This window comes from Leifsonia sp. 10N434, from assembly GCF_056394405.1.
The window spans coordinates 24,461-40,590 of record NZ_JBFTHV010000009.1 but is presented as its reverse complement, the minus strand read 5'-3'; the positions used below and the strand labels follow the sequence as shown (position 1 = coordinate 40,590).

At 69.7% G+C, this 16,130-nt stretch carries 13 protein-coding genes; 6 read left to right on the top strand and 7 right to left on the bottom strand.

The window, feature by feature from the left end:
- Positions 1-2 precede the first annotated feature (2 nt).
- The 3 genes from AC1DB1_RS18455 to AC1DB1_RS18445 are packed head-to-tail and all read left to right on the top strand — an operon-like array spanning position 3 to position 2,802.
- Positions 3-953 carry a carbohydrate ABC transporter permease gene (locus AC1DB1_RS18455; protein WP_477201849.1) on the top strand — a complete coding sequence of 317 codons (951 nt, stop codon included), beginning with the start codon at positions 3-5 and terminating at the stop codon, positions 951-953.
- Positions 953-1,843, top strand: a complete 891-nt coding sequence (locus AC1DB1_RS18450; protein WP_477201848.1) for a carbohydrate ABC transporter permease — start codon at positions 953-955, stop codon at positions 1,841-1,843. Before AC1DB1_RS18455 ends, AC1DB1_RS18450 begins: the two co-directional genes overlap by 1 nt.
- Positions 1,840-2,802 (top strand): carbohydrate kinase family protein, encoded by a 963-nt coding sequence (locus AC1DB1_RS18445; protein WP_477201847.1) that lies wholly within the window; start codon positions 1,840-1,842, stop codon positions 2,800-2,802. The genes AC1DB1_RS18450 and AC1DB1_RS18445 overlap by 4 nt, the downstream gene beginning before the upstream one ends.
- A 13-nt stretch (positions 2,803-2,815) precedes the next feature.
- Here AC1DB1_RS18445 and AC1DB1_RS18440 read toward each other — a convergent pair whose 3' ends face one another.
- Positions 2,816-3,400 (bottom strand): M15 family metallopeptidase, encoded by a 585-nt coding sequence (locus tag AC1DB1_RS18440; RefSeq protein ID WP_477201846.1) that lies wholly within the window; start codon positions 3,398-3,400, stop codon positions 2,816-2,818.
- 96 nt (positions 3,401-3,496) lie between these two features.
- Complete coding sequence (locus AC1DB1_RS18435; protein ID WP_477201845.1) at positions 3,497-5,743, bottom strand: beta-glucosidase; 2,247 nt, start codon at positions 5,741-5,743, stop codon at positions 3,497-3,499.
- A gap of 254 nt (positions 5,744-5,997) precedes the next feature.
- Here AC1DB1_RS18435 and AC1DB1_RS18430 point away from each other — a divergent pair, with 254 nt between their 5' ends.
- Together AC1DB1_RS18430 and AC1DB1_RS18425 are read left to right on the top strand one after the other, a co-directional pair.
- Entirely contained in the window at positions 5,998-7,047 is a 1,050-nt protein-coding gene (locus AC1DB1_RS18430; RefSeq protein ID WP_477201844.1) for a LacI family DNA-binding transcriptional regulator, read from the top strand.
- A 305-nt stretch (positions 7,048-7,352) separates the two neighbouring features.
- On the top strand, positions 7,353-8,300 hold the full coding sequence (locus tag AC1DB1_RS18425; protein ID WP_271175895.1) for an L-lactate dehydrogenase: 948 nt from the start codon (positions 7,353-7,355) through the stop codon (positions 8,298-8,300).
- A 91-nt stretch (positions 8,301-8,391) separates the two neighbouring features.
- Here AC1DB1_RS18425 and AC1DB1_RS18420 read toward each other — a convergent pair whose 3' ends face one another.
- Positions 8,392-10,023 carry a DEAD/DEAH box helicase gene (locus AC1DB1_RS18420; protein ID WP_271175894.1) on the bottom strand — a complete coding sequence of 544 codons (1,632 nt, stop codon included), beginning with the start codon at positions 10,021-10,023 and terminating at the stop codon, positions 8,392-8,394.
- Between the two features lie 281 nt (positions 10,024-10,304).
- Between AC1DB1_RS18420 and AC1DB1_RS18415 the strand changes: the two genes are divergently transcribed.
- A complete protein-coding gene (locus AC1DB1_RS18415; RefSeq protein WP_477201843.1) occupies positions 10,305-12,527 on the top strand; it encodes a HelD family protein in 2,223 nt (740 codons plus the stop codon).
- A gap of 366 nt (positions 12,528-12,893) precedes the next feature.
- Here AC1DB1_RS18415 and AC1DB1_RS18410 read toward each other — a convergent pair whose 3' ends face one another.
- From AC1DB1_RS18410 to AC1DB1_RS18395, 4 genes are all read right to left on the bottom strand, one after another.
- Entirely contained in the window at positions 12,894-13,571 is a 678-nt protein-coding gene (locus AC1DB1_RS18410; RefSeq protein ID WP_477201842.1) for a DUF1684 domain-containing protein, read from the bottom strand.
- Positions 13,568-14,149, bottom strand: a complete 582-nt coding sequence (locus tag AC1DB1_RS18405) for a hypothetical protein (protein ID WP_477201841.1) — start codon at positions 14,147-14,149, stop codon at positions 13,568-13,570. Before AC1DB1_RS18405 ends, AC1DB1_RS18410 begins: the two co-directional genes overlap by 4 nt.
- A gap of 77 nt (positions 14,150-14,226) precedes the next feature.
- Positions 14,227-15,594, bottom strand: coding sequence for an RNA polymerase sigma factor (locus AC1DB1_RS18400; protein ID WP_477201840.1), 1,368 nt, complete (start codon positions 15,592-15,594; stop codon positions 14,227-14,229).
- Complete coding sequence (locus AC1DB1_RS18395; protein WP_477201839.1) at positions 15,595-16,014, bottom strand: YciI family protein; 420 nt, start codon at positions 16,012-16,014, stop codon at positions 15,595-15,597. It lies immediately after the preceding gene.
- Between the last annotated feature and the right edge of the window lie 116 nt (positions 16,015-16,130).

Sequence of the window (16,130 nt, the reverse complement as noted above, 5' to 3'; positions counted from 1 at the left end):
TGATGGCAGACACCGCCGCCCCCACGGTCGGGCACGACACGGCACCGGATGCGACGCGCGCGCGTCGCGTCCGGCGCCGGCAGGGGCTGAAGTCGGCACTGACCGGATGGGGGTTCGTCGCTCCGGCGACCGTCATCATCCTGGGTCTGTCGATCTTCCCGGCGGTGTGGGCGTTCATCCTGTCGTTGCAGAGCTGGGACGGCTTCAGCCAGCCCACGTTCGTCGGAGGCGCCAACTACGCGGCGCTGGTGACCGACGCCGACTTCTGGAACGCGGTGCGGAACACACTCGGCTACACCGTGCTGTTCGTGCCGGCCTCCGTGCTGCTCGGGCTCTTCCTCGCGGTGGCGCTGAACCGGCGCATCCGGTGGATGGGGTTCTACCGCACCGCGATCTTCGTGCCGTTCGTCGCGTCGGCGGCGTCGACGGGCATCCTCTCGACCTACCTGTTCAGCCCGCAGTTCGGGCTCGTTAACAACGTGCTGCGCGTGCTGCACCTCCCGCAGCAGGGCTGGCTCGACGACCCGCATCAGGCGATGCTGGTGATCGCGATCATGTCGCTGTGGGGATCGGCGGCCTTCACGACCGTGATCTATCTGGCCGCCCTTCAGGATGTGCCGTCCGACCTGATCGAGGCCGCCAGGATCGACGGTGCGAACCCGTGGCAGACGTTCTGGCGCATCGTGTGGCCGCAGCTCGCGCCCGTGACCGTGTTCGTGACGATCTGGCAGACCATCCAGGCGATCCAGCTCTTCGACCTCGTCTACACGACGACCCGCGGCGGCCCGCTGGATGCGACCAAGACGATCGTGTACTTCCTGTACGAGAAGGCGTTCCGCTCGCTGCAGTTCGGCTACGGCTCGGCGGCGGCTTATGTGCTGTTCGCCGCGACCCTGCTCATCACCATCTTCGTCGTGCTCTACTCGCGGCGTAAGGGTTCGGAGGCGTTCTGATGACCACGGTATTCGACGAGGTCTCGTCGTCGTCCCTCGAGGTGGCCGCCCGCGTCGGCGCCGAGCGCGGTCACCGCAAGCGGAAGCTGAGCGGCTGGCACTTCGTGCTGTTCCCGATCGCGATCCTGTTCCTCGTGCCCTTCGTGCAGATGGCGCTCGCGTCGTTCTCGCCGGCGAAGGAACTGGTCGCGTTCCCGCCCCCGTTCATCCCGTCGCACTTCACGATCGACGGCTACGTGAAGCTGTTCGGCACGACCGACATCCTGCTCTGGCTGGGCAACACCGTGCTCGTCTCCGGAACCGCGATCATCTCGAACCTGGTGCTGTGCTCGCTGGCCGGATACGGCTTCGCCCGGTTGAAGTTCGCCGGCCGCAACTTCGGGTTCCTGATGATCCTGGCGACCATCATGATCCCCACCCAGCTGCTGATGATCCCCACGTACATCCTGTTCGCGACCCTCGGGCTGCTCAACGGGCTCGGAGCGGCGATCGTGCCGTGGCTGGCGACGGCCTTCGGGATCTTCCTGATGCGGCAGTTCTTCCTGTCGCTGCCGGCGGAGCTCGAAGAGGCCGGGGCGATCGACGGCTGCAACCGGTGGCAGATCTTCTTCCGCATCGTGCTGCCGCTGGCGCGGCCGGCCCTGGCGACGCTCGCGATCTTCACGCTGCTGGGCGCCTGGAACGACCTGGTCTGGCCGCTCATCGCGATCAACAACCAGCAGTCGTTCACGCTGCAGCTCGGCATCGCGAACTTCCAGGGTGCGCACCAGACGGACTGGAGCCTGATCATGGCGGGCAACGTCATCGCGACGCTGCCGCTCATCCTGTTCTTCCTCTTCGCGCAGCGGCAGTTCATCGCGACCATGACCTTCTCCGGCCTCAAGGGATGAGCGGGATCGAGGTGCTGGTGGTCGGGGACGCGAACCCCGACCTGCTGCTGACCGGCGACACCGTTCCCCGGTTCGGCCAGGTGGAGCAGCTGCTCGACGGGGCGGACCTGCTGCTCGGTGGCAGCGCGGCGATCGTGGCGTGTGGGCTCGCCCGGCTCGGAGTGCGCACGGCGCTCGCCGCGGTCGTGGGGGCGGATCAGTTCGGCCGCTTCGTGCTCGACCGCCTCGACGAGCGCGGAGTGGACACGTCAGCGGTCACCGTCTCGGACGGCACGCCGACCGGGCTGTCGGTGATCCTCTCCGAGCCGCACGATCGCGCGATCCTCACCCTGCCGGGAACGATCCCGAGCCTCACCGTCGACGCCGTGCGCGACGCCGTCGATAGGCTGGCTCCGCGTCACGTCCACGTCGCCTCGTACTTCCTGCAGCCGTCACTGGCGTCGCGGATGGCGGACCTTTTCGGCTGGCTCCGTGCCCGCGGGGTGACGATCAGCCTCGATACGAACTGGGACCCGGCCGAGACGTGGATCGGGCTCGATGAGGTATTGCCGCTGGTGAGCGTCTTTCTGCCCAACGCCGAGGAGGCGCTGGCGGTCGATGCGGCTGTCGCGGCCGTCGCGGGCCCGGGCGGCACTGCGTCCCTCGAGGACGCGGGTGCGCGGCTCTCCGCGCTCGGCTGCCGCGTCGTCGTGAAGGCCGGCGCAGAGGGCGGGATCGCCTTCGAGCGCGGTGAGGCCGTCGGGCGGGCATCCGGTCTGGTGGTGGACGTCGTCGACACGACCGGCGCCGGCGACAGCTTCGACGCCGGATACCTGGCGGCGCTGGTGCGCGAGGTGGCGACCGAGGACGAGCGGCTGCGCTGGGCCGCGGCGGCGGGATCGCTGTCGGTGCGCGGTGGCGGCGGCACGGCGGCACAGGCGACAGAAGCGGAGCTGGCGGGGTTGTTCGCACGCTCCTGACACACGCCGTGCGTCAGCCGGCGCTGCCGTCGGTGAGCTGTGCCGGGCAGTTTCCGTCGGCGTCGGCGGCGAGCTCGAAGTGCCAGGCCTCGTTGGCGTAGATCTGGCAGAGGCCGTACTCGGCGCCGAAGCGGTTCAGCCAGTCCATCGCGTCAGCGGTCGCGATGTCGACGGCTTCGCCGCGGACATGCTTCGACTGGTCGCCGGGCTTCACCCACCGTTCCGCCTCGCTCGTACTGCCGTACTTCACGACGGCGCGGTCGAAGAGGTATTGCTGGTAGCGCTCACTGCGCCAGCCGTCGGCGATGGTGAACGTCACGTTGCGGTGGGCGGCGGATGCGGCGGCGCGATCGAGCGCGGAGCGCAGCCGGGGAACGAGCCGGGTCACCGCCGGCACGTCGTCGGTGAGCGCCACGCTCTCGCCGTCGGGGATGTAGCCGTCGTCGGGCCCGAGCTGGTCGGCGCTCGAGACGTGCTCGACGGGTGGTGCTGCGGTCTGGCCGGCCGCGGAAGCCGAGCATCCGGTGAGGGCTGCTGCGGTGAGGACGAGAAGGAGGGCTGCTGCGGTACGGGCAGCGGAAAAGGCTCGGAGGGGCACGACGGGTCCTTTCGGGTACCCGTCAAGCCTCTCCGAGCCGTCCGCCCTGCGAATCGGGCGAGCGATGCATCCGCCTCGTTCGCAGGGATGATGCTGCTAGCCGGCCACCGTGAAGCTCGCCGACAGGGAGGCTGTCGACGAATCGCCCACGTGCACGCCGTAGGTTCCCGGTGCCGTCTCCCACGCGTGACTGGTTGTGTTCCAGTACGAGAGCGGCTCGTTCGCCGCCGACGGATCGATCACGACGCTCACCTTCTTGGACGCCCCCGGTGACAGGGGCACCGAGTCGAACCCGACCAGTCGCTGTCCCGGCTCGCCCGTGCTGCTCGGCAGAGTCAGGTACACCTGCGCCGGGGTCGAGCCGGCCTTCGTGCCGGTGTTCTTCACCGTGAAGCTCACCGTGATCTTACGATCCGGGTTGTTCTGAACAGCGGGTGAGATCTGCAGCTTGCTGAAGCTGAAGCCCGTGTACGAGAGGCCGAATCCGAACGGGAACAGCGGTTCGATGTTCTTGCTCTGATACCACTTGTAGCCGACGGCCAGCCCTTCGCTGTAGGAGACCTGGCGGATCGTCGTCCTGTCGGTGGCAGGCCGTGTCGGCGAACCGTTGACGAGCCCCGGATACTGCGCAGGCGTGCTGGTCGGGGTGTCCGCGAGCGACTTCGGGAACGTCATCGGGAGGTGACCCGCGAAGTTCACGTCGCCGTAGAGAAGCCGCGCGAGAGCGTTGCCCTGCTGTTCGCCCGGGTACCAGGCCTCGACGACGCCCTTGACCTGGCCGAGCCACGGCATCGCCGTCGCCGTACCTGTCTCGAGCACCGCCACCGTGTTCGCGTTCGCTGCGGCGACGGCCGAGATCAGGGCGTCACCGTTCCCGTCCAGAGACAGGTCGGCGCGGTCGGCGCCTTCGCCTTGCGTGGTGTAGCCGAACACGATCGCCACGTCGGCGGCTTTCGCGGCCGCCGCAGCGGCAGCCGGGTCGGCGCCGTTGTTGAACGTCACCGTGGCTCCCACGCTGGCAGCGCGTGCTGTGATCGCGTCGAGCGGCGCGACCACGTTCGGGCAGGCCACGGCCGGTCCGAAGTTGTGCATGGCGCACACCGTCGCCGCGCTCACTCCGTTCGTCGGCGTCGCCGAGGCGGTCGGGCCGATGATCGCGATCGTCTTCACCGACTTCTTCAGCGGCAGGATGCTGTCAGTGTTCTGCAGCAGCACCGATCCCTGTTCCGCCACCTGCCGAGCGACCGCCTTGTGAGCATCCGTCGACGACGACGTGGACGGCGTGGAGGGGAGCGGGTGGTCGAAGAGCCCCGCCTCGATGTACGCGTGCACCACCCGGAACGCGGCCTTGTCGATCTGGCCTACGGTCACGGCTCCGCTGTCGATCGCGGCGCCGATGTTGGCCGGGTTGTAGAACTTCGGAGCGTTGAGCTCCTGGTCCAGCCCCGCGTTGAGCGAGGGCGCAGTCGAGTGCACGGCACCGAAGTCGGAGACCACATAGCCGTCGAAGCCGGCGGCCGACTTCAGGAGGTTGTTGAGGATGGGATTCTCGCACGCGTACACGCCGTTGACCTGGTTGTACGAGCACATCACCCCGCTCGGCGAGCCTTCCGCGACCGCGATCTGGAACGGCAGGTTGTAGACCTCGCGCAGCGTGCGGCCGTCGATGTTCGACGAACTCGTCTGGCGATCCAGCTCTTGCTCGTTGGCCACGTAGTGCTTCAGCACGGCCATCACCGGCTCGCTGGGGTTGCCCTTCTGGATGCCGTTGGTCAGCGCCCCGGCCAGCGTGCCGGTCAGCAGAGAGTCCTCACCGAGATAGTCGGTCGTGCGGCCGGCGAGCGGAACGCGGCCGCTGGCGAGACCCGGTGCGAGCAGTCCGTTCTTTCCCGAGCGGAAGGCCTCGTCCGCCTGCGTTTTGCCCTTGGTGTAGGCCAGGTCGGTGTTGAACGACGAGGCGAGCGAGAGCTGCGCGGGGAACACGGTCACTCCCGCTGGCCCGCGAACCAGATCGGGACCGTCCGCGTAGACGACGGTCGGCGTGCACGGCACCTGGGCGGGATACGTGACGCTGCCGAAGGTGGTTTGCGCAGGGGTGTTGGCGGCCTGCTCGTCGAGCCAGCGCAGCTTCTGACCGAGGGTGCTCGCGGCGAGAAGCTGGTTCGCGCGCTTCGTGGACGATTCGTGGGTGTCCATCCAGGGGCAACCGGCGGGCACCCGAGCGCTGGTGGCCGGCGGCGTTGCCATGGCGGGCGTGACGAGCAGGCCCGCCACCAGGGCTCCGAGCGCAGCGGCTGGTGCGACCAGCCGGAGCACTCGACGCCGATGTTGGTTCGCGATCATCTTGACTACCTCTCCATTGAGTTCGCCCGACCCGACGACGGGCGTGCGCCACAGGCGTCATTAGTTGAAACGCTTTAATCGTGGCGCTGCCGAGGCTAGACCCCCATCCGCGGGTAAAACAAGGATTGAATCCCTGGGCTTGGGACGCTATCTTGGGTCGGTTGGCTAAAGCGCTTCAACACGCGTCCCATCGCCGGACGCGCGCGCTGTGGCGCCCGAGGATCTGTGACGTCGTAGGAAGTAGAGTTCCATCCATGGCACTCGATCGCTCCACCGACGCACGGCAGGCGCGCGTCAAGTTGGAGGATGTGGCCGCCAGGGCCGGTGTGTCGGCTGGAACCGTTTCGAACGCGCTGAACCACCCCGACAAGGTCGCCCCGGCTACCAGGGAGCGCGTCGTGCGTGCGATCGCGGAGTTGGGCTTCACCCCGAACGGGGCGGCGAGCGCGCTGGCCTCGGGCTCCACCAAGACGGTCGGGCTCGTCGTCGTCGACCTGATGAACTCGCTGTTCGTCGACCTGGCGCGCGGCGCCCAGCGTGCCGCGCGAGGTCTGGGATACGACCTGCAGCTCGCGGACAGTGACAACGACCTCGAGCTCGAGGCGTCGCACCTGGACTTCCTGTCGGCCGCGCGCGTCGCCGGCGTCTTGCTCGCACCGATGCACACGCCGCATGAGAGCATCGTCAAGTTGAGGCAACGCGGCAGTTCGATCGTCATGCTCAATTACGAGTCGGACACCGATCAGTTCTGCACTGTGCTCATCGACAACGAACGTGCCGGCTACATCGCCGCCCGCCATCTGATCGGTCTCGGGCGCAAACGCATCGCCTTCGTGGGTGGTCTGCACCACCTGCAGCCGGTGGCCCTGCGCCGCGCGGGTGCTCGACGTGCCGTCGCAGAGGCCGACGGCGCCGTCGAGCTGATCGAGATCGACACGGTCGACCTCAATCCTCCCAGCGGCGCGATCGTCGGCAAAAGGCTCGTCGAGCAGCCCGAGTCCGAGCGTCCGGACGCCATCCTCGCCGTCACGGATCTGCTCGCCATGGCGATCATCAGCGAGTTCACGGCGGCCCGCCTCCGGGTGCCCGAAGACGTCGCCGTCATGGGATGCGACCACAACTCGGCGGCCTGGGGCGGCGCCGTGCCGCTCACCTCGGTCACGATGCGCGGACGCGAGATGGGAACGATCGGCGTCGAGCTCCTCAAACGGGAGATCAGCGAACCCGCCGATGTTCACCTGCACCAGACGGTGACCCTGGAGCCGGCGCTTGTCGTGCGCGAGAGCACGGTCGGGCGCGGTTGAGGCGAACGATCTGGTAGTCGAGCGGCTTTAAGTCGCACGACGGACACGCGTAGACAACGCGGTTGACCTCGGGTCCGCGGTGCGCCGCCCCCTGATTCCCTCGATATCGGATGCTCGATCATCCGTCGCGCGGGATGGTGGAGACGGCCGATCGCGTGCGGCCCCGGCGTGGCGACTCACTCGGCGGGGCGGCCGCGATCGTGCCGACCGCGACGCTGCTCACCCGGAATCGGCGAAGCGGCCGCGCCCGATCCCCTCTCTCCGGATGTCGCGCAGACGTCGTCCATTTCGATGAGAGGTTGATCATGACCGAGAACGCCCACTCGAAGCTCACGGTGGTCGGCGCCGGCAGCGTCGGTTCCAGCACGGCATACGCCGCCCTGATCCGGCAGTCCGCTCGCACGATCGCGTTGTACGACATCCAGACCAGAAAGGTCAACGCCGAGGTCCTCGACCTCGCGCACGGCACGCAGTTCACCGGCTCCAGCGAGATCATCGGCGGCGACGACGTGGCGGTCGCGGCCGGCTCCGACGTCGTCGTGATCACGGCCGGCGCGAAGCAGGAGCCGGGACAGACGCGCCTCGACCTCGCCGCAACCAACGTCGAGATCCTCAGGACGCTGCTTCCGCAGCTGCTCGAGCAGGCACCGGATGCCACGTACATCCTCGTCACGAACCCCTGCGACGTGCTCACTGTCGTCGCGCAGCGCATCACCGGCCTCCCGGTCAACCGCGTGTTCGCCTCCGGCACCGCGCTGGACACCTCGCGGCTGCGCTGGGAGCTCGGGCGGCGGCTCGGGGTGTCGACCTCGAGCGTGCACGCGTCCATCGTCGGCGAGCACGGCGACACCGAGTTCCCGCTGTGGTCGTCCGCGACGGTCGGTTCCGTTCCTCTCCTGAACTGGCGGGGCGACTCACCGCTCACCGAGCGTGAGCTGGACTGGATCGCCGACGATGTGCGCGACGCCGCCTACACGGTGATCGAGGGCAAAGGCGCGACGAACTACGCGATCGGCCTCACCGGCGCTCGTCTGGTCGAGGCCGTGCTGAACGACGAGCACGCGATCATGCCGGTGAGCACCGTGCTCGACGAGTACCACGGGATCAGCGACGTGGCCATCTCGGTGCCGAGCATCGTCAGCGCAGCCGGAGCCTTCCCCCTGGCCGGCGTGCCCTACTCGACGAACGAGCGGCGGCTGCTGCAGGCCTCGGCGGACACGCTTTCGATCTCGCTGCGACTGCTCGGCTTCTGAGGCGCCCGCCGCACATGCCGTCGCCCACTCATGCGAAAAGTGCGGTTCAGTTGAGCTGAACCGCACTTTTCACGTAAATCGTTGCGACCGACTAGCCGCGGGCGCGGCGCGAGCCGTTGCCACGCTTGGTGCTGCCGCCGACCAGGCTGCCGACGCGCATCCCGCCGCCGTTGCCGCCGTTGCCGGCGCCGCCCGAGCGCTGACCGCCCGAGCGCTGCGCGCCCGAACCGCTCTGCGCGGGGGCACCGTGGCCCTGCGAGCCAGTTCCGTTGCCGTGAGCAGCGCCACCGCCGGCAGCGCCGCCACGACCCGTCGCCGGACGACCGGAACGGTCGCGACGCGGACGACCGGCAGCCGAGTCGGCGCGAGCGCCGTCACGGGCTGCGCCGCCATCGCGACCACCGCCATTGCCGGCACCGCGGCCACCGCGACCGCCGCCGGCGCTCGCACCGTCGACGCGGCCGGCGCGCTTGCGACGCGCGTTGGCACCCTGCGACTGTCCGCCACCGCTCTGCTGGACCGCCTCGCGGGCGACCGGCTTCACGTACGCGGCGACCTCGCCGACCAGCTTCACCACGGCAGCCGACGAGGCGTCGACAACCTGCGGCTGAGCGTCGATCGCGGCCTTGCGCAGCAGCGTCTTCACGTCGGACTTCTGGGACGTCATCATGACCGTCACCACATCGCCCGAGCTGCCGGCGCGGGCCGTGCGACCGGAACGGTGCAGGTACGCCTTGTGCTCCATGGGCGGGTCGACGTGCACGACGAGCTCCACGTTGTCGACGTGCACACCGCGGGCCGCGACATCCGTCGCCACCAGGACGCGCACATCGCCGGCGCCGAAGGCCGCGAGGTTGCGGTCACGCGCCACCTGCGAGAGGTTGCCGTGCAGGTCGACGGACGGGATGCCCGACGCCGTCAGCTGCTTCGCGAGCTTCTTGGCGTGGTGCTTGGTGCGGGTGAACAGGATGCGGCGGCCGAGGCCGGACGCGAGCTTCTCGACGAGGTCCTTCTTGGCCTCGGCGGTGCCGACCTCGAAGACGTGGTGCGTCATCGCGTCGACGTGGCTCGTCGCCTCGTCGACGGAGTGCAGCACCTCGTTGTGGAGGAAGCGCTTGACGATCTTGTCGACGCCGTTGTCCAGCGTCGCCGAGAACAGGAGGCGCTGGCCGCTGTTCGGCGTCTTGTCGAGGATGCGCGTGACGACGGGCAGGAAGCCCAGGTCGGCCATGTGGTCGGCCTCGTCGAGCACGGTGATCTCGACGGCGTCGAGGGTGACGAAGCCCTGCTTCATCAGGTCTTCGAGGCGGCCGGGGCAGGCGACGACGATGTCGACGCCGTCCCTGAGCGCGGCGACCTGACGCTGCTGCGAGACGCCGCCGAAGATGGTGGTCGACTTCAGGCCGTACGCGTCGGCGAGCGGCTGGAGCACGGCCGAGATCTGGGTGGCGAGCTCGCGGGTCGGAGCGAGCACCAGGCCGAGCGGGCGACCGGCGCGGCGACGCCCGCCGGCGAGCTTGCCGCCGAGACGCGCGACCATCGGCAGTGCGAAGGCGATCGTCTTGCCGGATCCGGTCTTGCCGCGGCCGAGCACGTCGCGCCCGGCGAGTGTGTCGGGCAGGGTGTCGGCCTGGATCGGGAACGGTTCGGTCTTGCCGTCGGCCGTGAGCACGGCGACGAGCGGCGCGGGCACGCCGAGGGAGGAGAAAGTGGGTTCAGACAAAGGTGGTGCCTTTCCGGCATCAGGATCCCACGCATCCGTCGCCCTCGTTCGGGCGCTGCGGTCGTGGAGATGAATGGCGAAGGTGCCGTGCGGCACGATCGTTCGCCGTAGAAAGAGTTGACGCTCGCGGGGCGGTTGCCCGGCGCGGCGCGTGGTGCGTTCTGCGACGCAGGGAGTCCATCGGGGACTCGCAAGTGGTACCACTCTACAGGATCGGGCTCCAAGCCTCTTTCAGGCTGGAGGAAGTAGACTGTCGGCCCGATATCGAGAGGGTGGTTTGCGTGCAGGAATCGGAACTCGAACGCGAGCGCGCCGTCGTCGCCGCCCTCTACGAACGCCTCGACGAATTGCGCTCCCAGACCGAGGACCGGCTCGATCGCGTGCGGCGGGAGAGCGTGGGAAGCAACCATCAGGCGCGCAGTGAGCGCGACGCTTTCGCGCGGCTGTACGAGGACCAGCTGGTGCAGCTCCGTGACGTGGACTCGCGGCTCGTCTTCGGTCGTCTCCTCCTCGAGAAGCCGACGGAAGACGGCACCGCGCACCGGTACATCGGCCGTGTCGGGCTGCGCGACGACGACCAGCGGTCCCTGCTGGTGGACTGGCGCGCCCAGCAGGCCAGCGCCTTCTACCAGGCGACCGCGAACGAACGGATGGGCGTGCGCGCACGCCGTCACCTGACGATGACGGGCCGCGAGGTCAGCCGCATCGACGACGAGGTCTTCGACGAGGCGCTGCTCGACGGCACCGCGACGGGAGGCGAGGTCGTGCAGGGCGAGGGCGCCCTGCTCGCGGCGCTCACCGCGCAGCGCACGGGCCGGATGCACGACATCGTCGCCACCATCCAGGCCGAACAGGACCGCATCATCCGCTCCGATCTGCGCGGCGCACTCGTCGTGCAGGGCGGCCCGGGCACCGGCAAGACAGCGGTCGCCCTCCACCGCGCGGCGTACCTCTTGTATGCGAACCGGCAGAGGCTGAGCAGTTCGGGCGTGCTCGTGGTCGGTCCGTCGACGGCCTTCCTGCGGTACATCGAGGCCGTTCTGCCGTCGCTCGGCGAGACCGGCGTCGTGATGTCGACGCTGGGTGAGCTGTACCCCGGTGTCGAGGCCGTCGGCGACGACGAGCCCGAGGCGGCGCGACTCAAGGGATCGGCGCAGATGGTCCGGCTGCTTTCGCGCGCGGTCCGCTCCCGGCAGAAGGTGCCGACCGAGGCGCAGACCGTCGAGATCAACGGGGAACACCTCGTCGTCGAGCCCGAGCTCATCGGGCGTGCGATCGCCCGAGCGCAGCGCAGCGGCAAACCGCACAATATCGCCAGGGTCTCGTTCGTCAAGCAGGCGCTGGGCGAGCTCACCGACAAGCTGGCCGCCCAACTGCGCGCGAGCGGTTCGACCGTCGACGAGGCCGACCTCAAGGTGCTCCGCGAGGATCTGCGCACCTCGTACGACGTGCGGGTGCTCCTCAACACGGCGTGGCTGCCGCTCACCCCCGAGAAGTTCATCCAGGACCTGTACGCACGGCCGTCCTGGCTCGCAGAGCTGACACCGCGCTGGACCGCCGCCCAGCGCGCGGCCCTCGCCCGCGAGCGTTCGGCGCCGTTCACGGTGAGCGACGTGCCGCTCCTCGACGAGGCCGCCGAGCTGCTCGGCGCCTTCCCCGGCAAACCGGATGCGGGAGCACGCGAGCGGGATCGCCAGCGCAAGCGCGACCTCGAGAATGCCAAGGCGGCCATCCGGAACATGGGCGTCGAGGGGCTGGTGAGCGCCGAACAGCTCGCGGACGGCTTCGCCGAACGCGTCGACCACGGGACGACGGCCGAACGTGCGGCGGCCGACCGCACGTGGACGTACGGTCACGTGGTCGTCGACGAGGCGCAGGAACTCTCCGCGATGCAGTGGCGACTGCTGGTGCGGCGCTGCCCGATGAAATCGTTCACCATCGTGGGCGACATCGCCCAGGTCGCCTCGGCATCCGGCGCGACGAGCTGGCAGAGCGCGCTCACCCCCGCGTTCAAGGATGCCTGGCGTCTCGAGGAGCTCACGGTCAACTACCGCACGCCTGCGCAGATCACGCGCGAGGCGGAGCGGCTGGCCGAGGAGGCCGGCCTTCCGATCACGCCGACGCGCGCGGTGCGCGAGGGCGACTGGCCCATCCGGCGGGTGGCGGCCAACGGCTCGGGGCTCGGCGAGGCGGTGGCGGAGGCGATCGCCGTGGACCGCGAGATCGACGCCACGGGAACGGTCGCGGTGATCGTGCCGACGGCATCCGTTGCAGCGGTGGGCGCTGCCGTCGAGCGGCGGTTCGGCGGCCAGGCCGCGCGCGGTGCGGCCGGCCTCACGCGGCCGATCGCGGTGCTCACGGGCTATGAGGCGAAGGGGCTCGAGTTCGACGCTGTCGTGCTCGCCGATCCGGATGCGCTGGTCGCGGAGTCACCGCGGGGCGCGGCCTCGCTGTACGTCGCCATGACGCGGCCGACGCAGCGCCTTACCCTCGTGTCGCGCTGACGCGCGGGACCGCCGCGGCCGCCCCGGGTTTGCTGCGGCCGGCCCCGGGTCTGCCGCGGCCGGCCTCGTAACTCCGGAGGGTCGGCCCGGATCAGCCCGGGTGTTCCGGAGTTGTGCGGGTGCGGGCGGCGTGTCACACGGAAGTTCCGGAATTGCGCGCGGCGGACTCTGCACGTCCGGTTCGCGAGGCTGCCCCGCGGCGGTTGTAACTCCGGATGGTCGACCCGGTTGGGACGGGAAGTTCCGGAGTTGTGCCGGTGGGGTCGGTGTGTCGCACCGAAGTTCCGGAGTTGTGCGCGGCGGCGGCCGGCGCGGGCGGGCGGGCGGGTGCGGGCGGCGGTTGCGCGACTAGCGGGTCGGCCGGCCTCAGTGCTCCGACGCGTAGCGCTCGCCGACCGGCACCTCGACCGGCAGCGTGTTTCCCGCCTGCGCGAGCGGGCACGCCCACGCGGGGTCGTACGCGCAGCTCGGGTTGTAGGCGAAGTTGAAGTCGAGCACCAGCGTGGCCTCGTCGTCCGAGGTGTCCAGGCCCAGGTCCGCACCCTTGACGGTGTCGATCAGGTAGCGACCGCCACCGTAGGTTCCGCCCGGTCTGCCGGCCAGCGCATCCTTCACGGGAACGAAGATACCGCCGCCGTACGACGTGAGACGCCAGACGTCCAGGGTTCCGGTGAGGGGGATCCGCACCGTGCCGAGCAGTTCGAACGGAACGACGCCGTCGGTCCCCGTCTCCACGTCCATCCGCCGGGGCTCTGCCGCGGGCACGATCGGCACCTCGAAGCGCCAGTCGGGGTCGTACGGGACGACCGGGAGGCCGGTGAAGTCGTCCCGATCCTCGGGCAGCAGCGGCGTGGCCGGATGCGCGGCGAACAGGTCGTTGCGGCACGAGATCCAGTGCGTGTGGGCGGCGGCGGGGTCCGTCGCGGCCAGCCTGCGCACCGACGCGTACAGGCCGAACACCCGTCGTCGCCAGTCGGCGGTGTGCAGCGCGGTGATGCCGCGGGCGGCCATCGCCGGGGCGCCGATCTCTGCGTCGGTGGTCATCGGTCCTCCTCAGGTGCGGTGCCCGGCTGCGCGGCTCCGCGTTCGTCGGCACCGTCGTCATCGTCGGTGTCTGCTGGTGGTGGGTCGTAGGCCCAGGTCGGGGCGAGCTGGCGCAGGCGCAGGCCGCGCCACTGCCAGAACGCCCAGAGGGTGTACCAGGCGATCGGGGTGAGTGCGCCCGCACGCACGATCAGCTGGTCGCGGTACAGCGTGCGGACGCGCCCCTCCGAGTCAGGACCGGCGGGGTCGGGTGCGATGGCCATCCGGTGGTCGAGGTGCGGGATGGCGGCGAGAAGTCCGCCGGTTCCACCGCCGCTGTCGCGCAGGATGCGCACCTCGGGATCTCGCGCGCTCATGCGACTGAGCCGGATCGCCTGGGTTCCGACGGTGACGGCGCCGAAGGCGCGTACCCGCACCGAGTGGTCGTCGTCGTTCCAGACCGTGGGGAACCCTTCGGTCTCCGTGGAGCGGAAGTCGAGCCAGGGGAGTGCGACCTCACGGAATGCGGTCGGGCTCTGGAGCGCACGCCACGCTGCGTCGGGATCGCAATCCAGAACGAACTTGAGCAGCACGCGCATGGCCTCAGTCTCCCGCATTCCGGCCACGACGGCGCGGATCCGGCGACGATTCGCAGCGCGGCGTCGGCGGTAGCGCGTCAGCAGGCGGCAGCGCGCTCGAGCAGGAGCGTGCGCTCGCGCTGGTTGGAGGTGAGCGCCGCGGCCTGCTCGAACTCGTGACGCGCTTCGGCGTTGCGACCCAGCCGCAGCAGCAGATCGGCGCGCACGCTCGGCAGCAGGTGGTACTCCGCCAGGGCGCCGTCGATGACGAGCCGGTCGACGATGTCGAGTGCCGCCTGCGGGCCGTATGCCATCGAGAGCGCGACGGCGCGATTGAGTTCGATGACGGCGGACGGATTCAGTTCGGCCAGGGCGCTGTAGAGGGCGACGATCTCTTCCCAGTCGGTCGCGTCGGCCGTCGGCGCTGTGGCATGGCAGGCCGCGATGGCCGCCTGTAGCGCGTATGGTCCGCGGCCGCGCGCGAGCTTCTCGGACCGCGCCAGCGCGGCGACGCCGCGCTGGATGAGGATGCGGTCCCAGCGCGATCGGTCTTGGTCTTGCAGGAGGACCGGTTCGCCGCTCGCCGTCGTGCGGGCGCCCAGTCGCGAGGCCTGGAACTCCATCAGAGCGACGAGCCCGTGCACCTCCGGCTCGCGCGGCGTGAGCTCGGCGAGCACACGGCCGAGGCGGAGCGCCTCCCAGCAGAGCGCGGGTCGCATCCAGTCGTCGCCGGCCGTGGCGGAGTAGCCCTCGTTGAAGATGAGGTAGACGACTTCGAGAACCGAGCTCAGCCGAGCGGGGAACTCGGAGCGGTCGGGGACCTCGAAGGGAACCCGGGCGGCTGTGAGGGTGCGCTTCGCTCGCACGATGCGCTGGGCGATGGTGGAGACCGGGGCGAGGAACGCCCTGGCGATCTCCTCGGTGGTGAGCCCGCCGAGCAGTTTGAGCGTGAGGGCCACCCGCGAGGGCTTCGTGAGCACGGGGTGGCACGAGATGAAGACGAGGCGGAGCAGGTCGTCGTCGATCGTCTCCTCGACGGCCCGGGCCGGGTCGTCGGCGCCGAGCTCTGTTTCGAGGTCGTGCGCGAGCTGGGCGTACCGATCGCCGAGCCGCTCCTGTCGTCGCCAGCCGTCGATCGCGCGCCGTTTCGCCACCGCCGTCAGCCACGCGCCGGCGTTGCGGGGGACCCCGGTGCGCGGCCATTGCTCGAGCGCCGCGACCAGCGCATCCTGCGCAAGCTCTTCGGCCACGCCGACGTCGCCGACCAGGCGGGCCAGCACGGCGATCAGCTTGCCCGACTCGATGCGCCACACGGCGTCGACCGTGCGCCGTGTCTCCTCGAGCCTCGCACTGGATACCGTGCCGGCACCGTCCGTGCCGCCGCCGGCCGCCCCGTCTCCCGCGCCGCCGCTCGCCCCGTCTCCCGTGCCGCCGGCAGCGCCGTCAGCCTCTCCGCCGCCGCTCATTCAGGCCGTGCGTGCTTCGCCGTGCTGCTCGCGCCACGCCACTTCCTTCTTGATGTATTCGTTCTCCTGATCGAACTCCGAGACATCGAACACCCGCCGCACCTCCACGCGACCGCTCGTCAGCGGGATGCGGCGAGCCCACTCGAGGGCCTCCTCCTTCGTCGCCGCCTGGATGATCCAGAAGCCGGCGATCAGTTCTTTGGTCTCGGCGAACGGGCCGTCGGTGACGGCGCGCTCGTTTCCCTCGTAGGAGATACGCGCTCCCTCGGAGCTCGGGTGCAGTCCCTCGCCGGCGAGCAGGACGCCGGCTTTGATGAGCTCGTCGTTGTACGCACCCATCCGCGCGAGTTCATCATCGGAGGGAGCGCCTGGTGCGTTCTCGGTCTGCTCGTCAGCGTTGAGAATGAGCATGTACTTCATCGTGATCGTCTCCTTGTGGTGGCGAGGACCGAACCGCCCTCTGCCTACACGTCGAACGGGAATCGCCGTTTTCGACACGGGCGGCCGATCGGAGTCGATCCGGCGGCTCCGTTCGT

Excerpts from the sequence above, each read along its gene's own strand:
- AC1DB1_RS18425 (WP_271175895.1), top strand. The coding sequence starts at position 7,353 with ATGACCGAGAACGCCCACTCGAAGCTCACGGTGGTCGGCGCCGGCAGC.
- AC1DB1_RS18435 (WP_477201845.1), bottom strand. The coding sequence starts at position 5,743 with ATGATCGCGAACCAACATCGGCGTCGAGTGCTCCGGCTGGTCGCACCA.
- AC1DB1_RS18395 (WP_477201839.1), bottom strand. The coding sequence starts at position 16,014 with ATGAAGTACATGCTCATTCTCAACGCTGACGAGCAGACCGAGAACGCA.
- AC1DB1_RS18405 (WP_477201841.1), bottom strand. The coding sequence starts at position 14,149 with ATGCGCGTGCTGCTCAAGTTCGTTCTGGATTGCGATCCCGACGCAGCG.
- AC1DB1_RS18400 (WP_477201840.1), bottom strand. The coding sequence starts at position 15,594 with ATGAGCGGCGGCGGAGAGGCTGACGGCGCTGCCGGCGGCACGGGAGAC.
- AC1DB1_RS18445 (WP_477201847.1), top strand. The coding sequence starts at position 1,840 with ATGAGCGGGATCGAGGTGCTGGTGGTCGGGGACGCGAACCCCGACCTG.
- AC1DB1_RS18455 (WP_477201849.1), top strand. The coding sequence starts at position 3 with ATGGCAGACACCGCCGCCCCCACGGTCGGGCACGACACGGCACCGGAT.
- AC1DB1_RS18450 (WP_477201848.1), top strand. The coding sequence starts at position 953 with ATGACCACGGTATTCGACGAGGTCTCGTCGTCGTCCCTCGAGGTGGCC.
- AC1DB1_RS18430 (WP_477201844.1), top strand. The coding sequence starts at position 5,998 with ATGGCACTCGATCGCTCCACCGACGCACGGCAGGCGCGCGTCAAGTTG.
- AC1DB1_RS18410 (WP_477201842.1), bottom strand. The coding sequence starts at position 13,571 with ATGACCACCGACGCAGAGATCGGCGCCCCGGCGATGGCCGCCCGCGGC.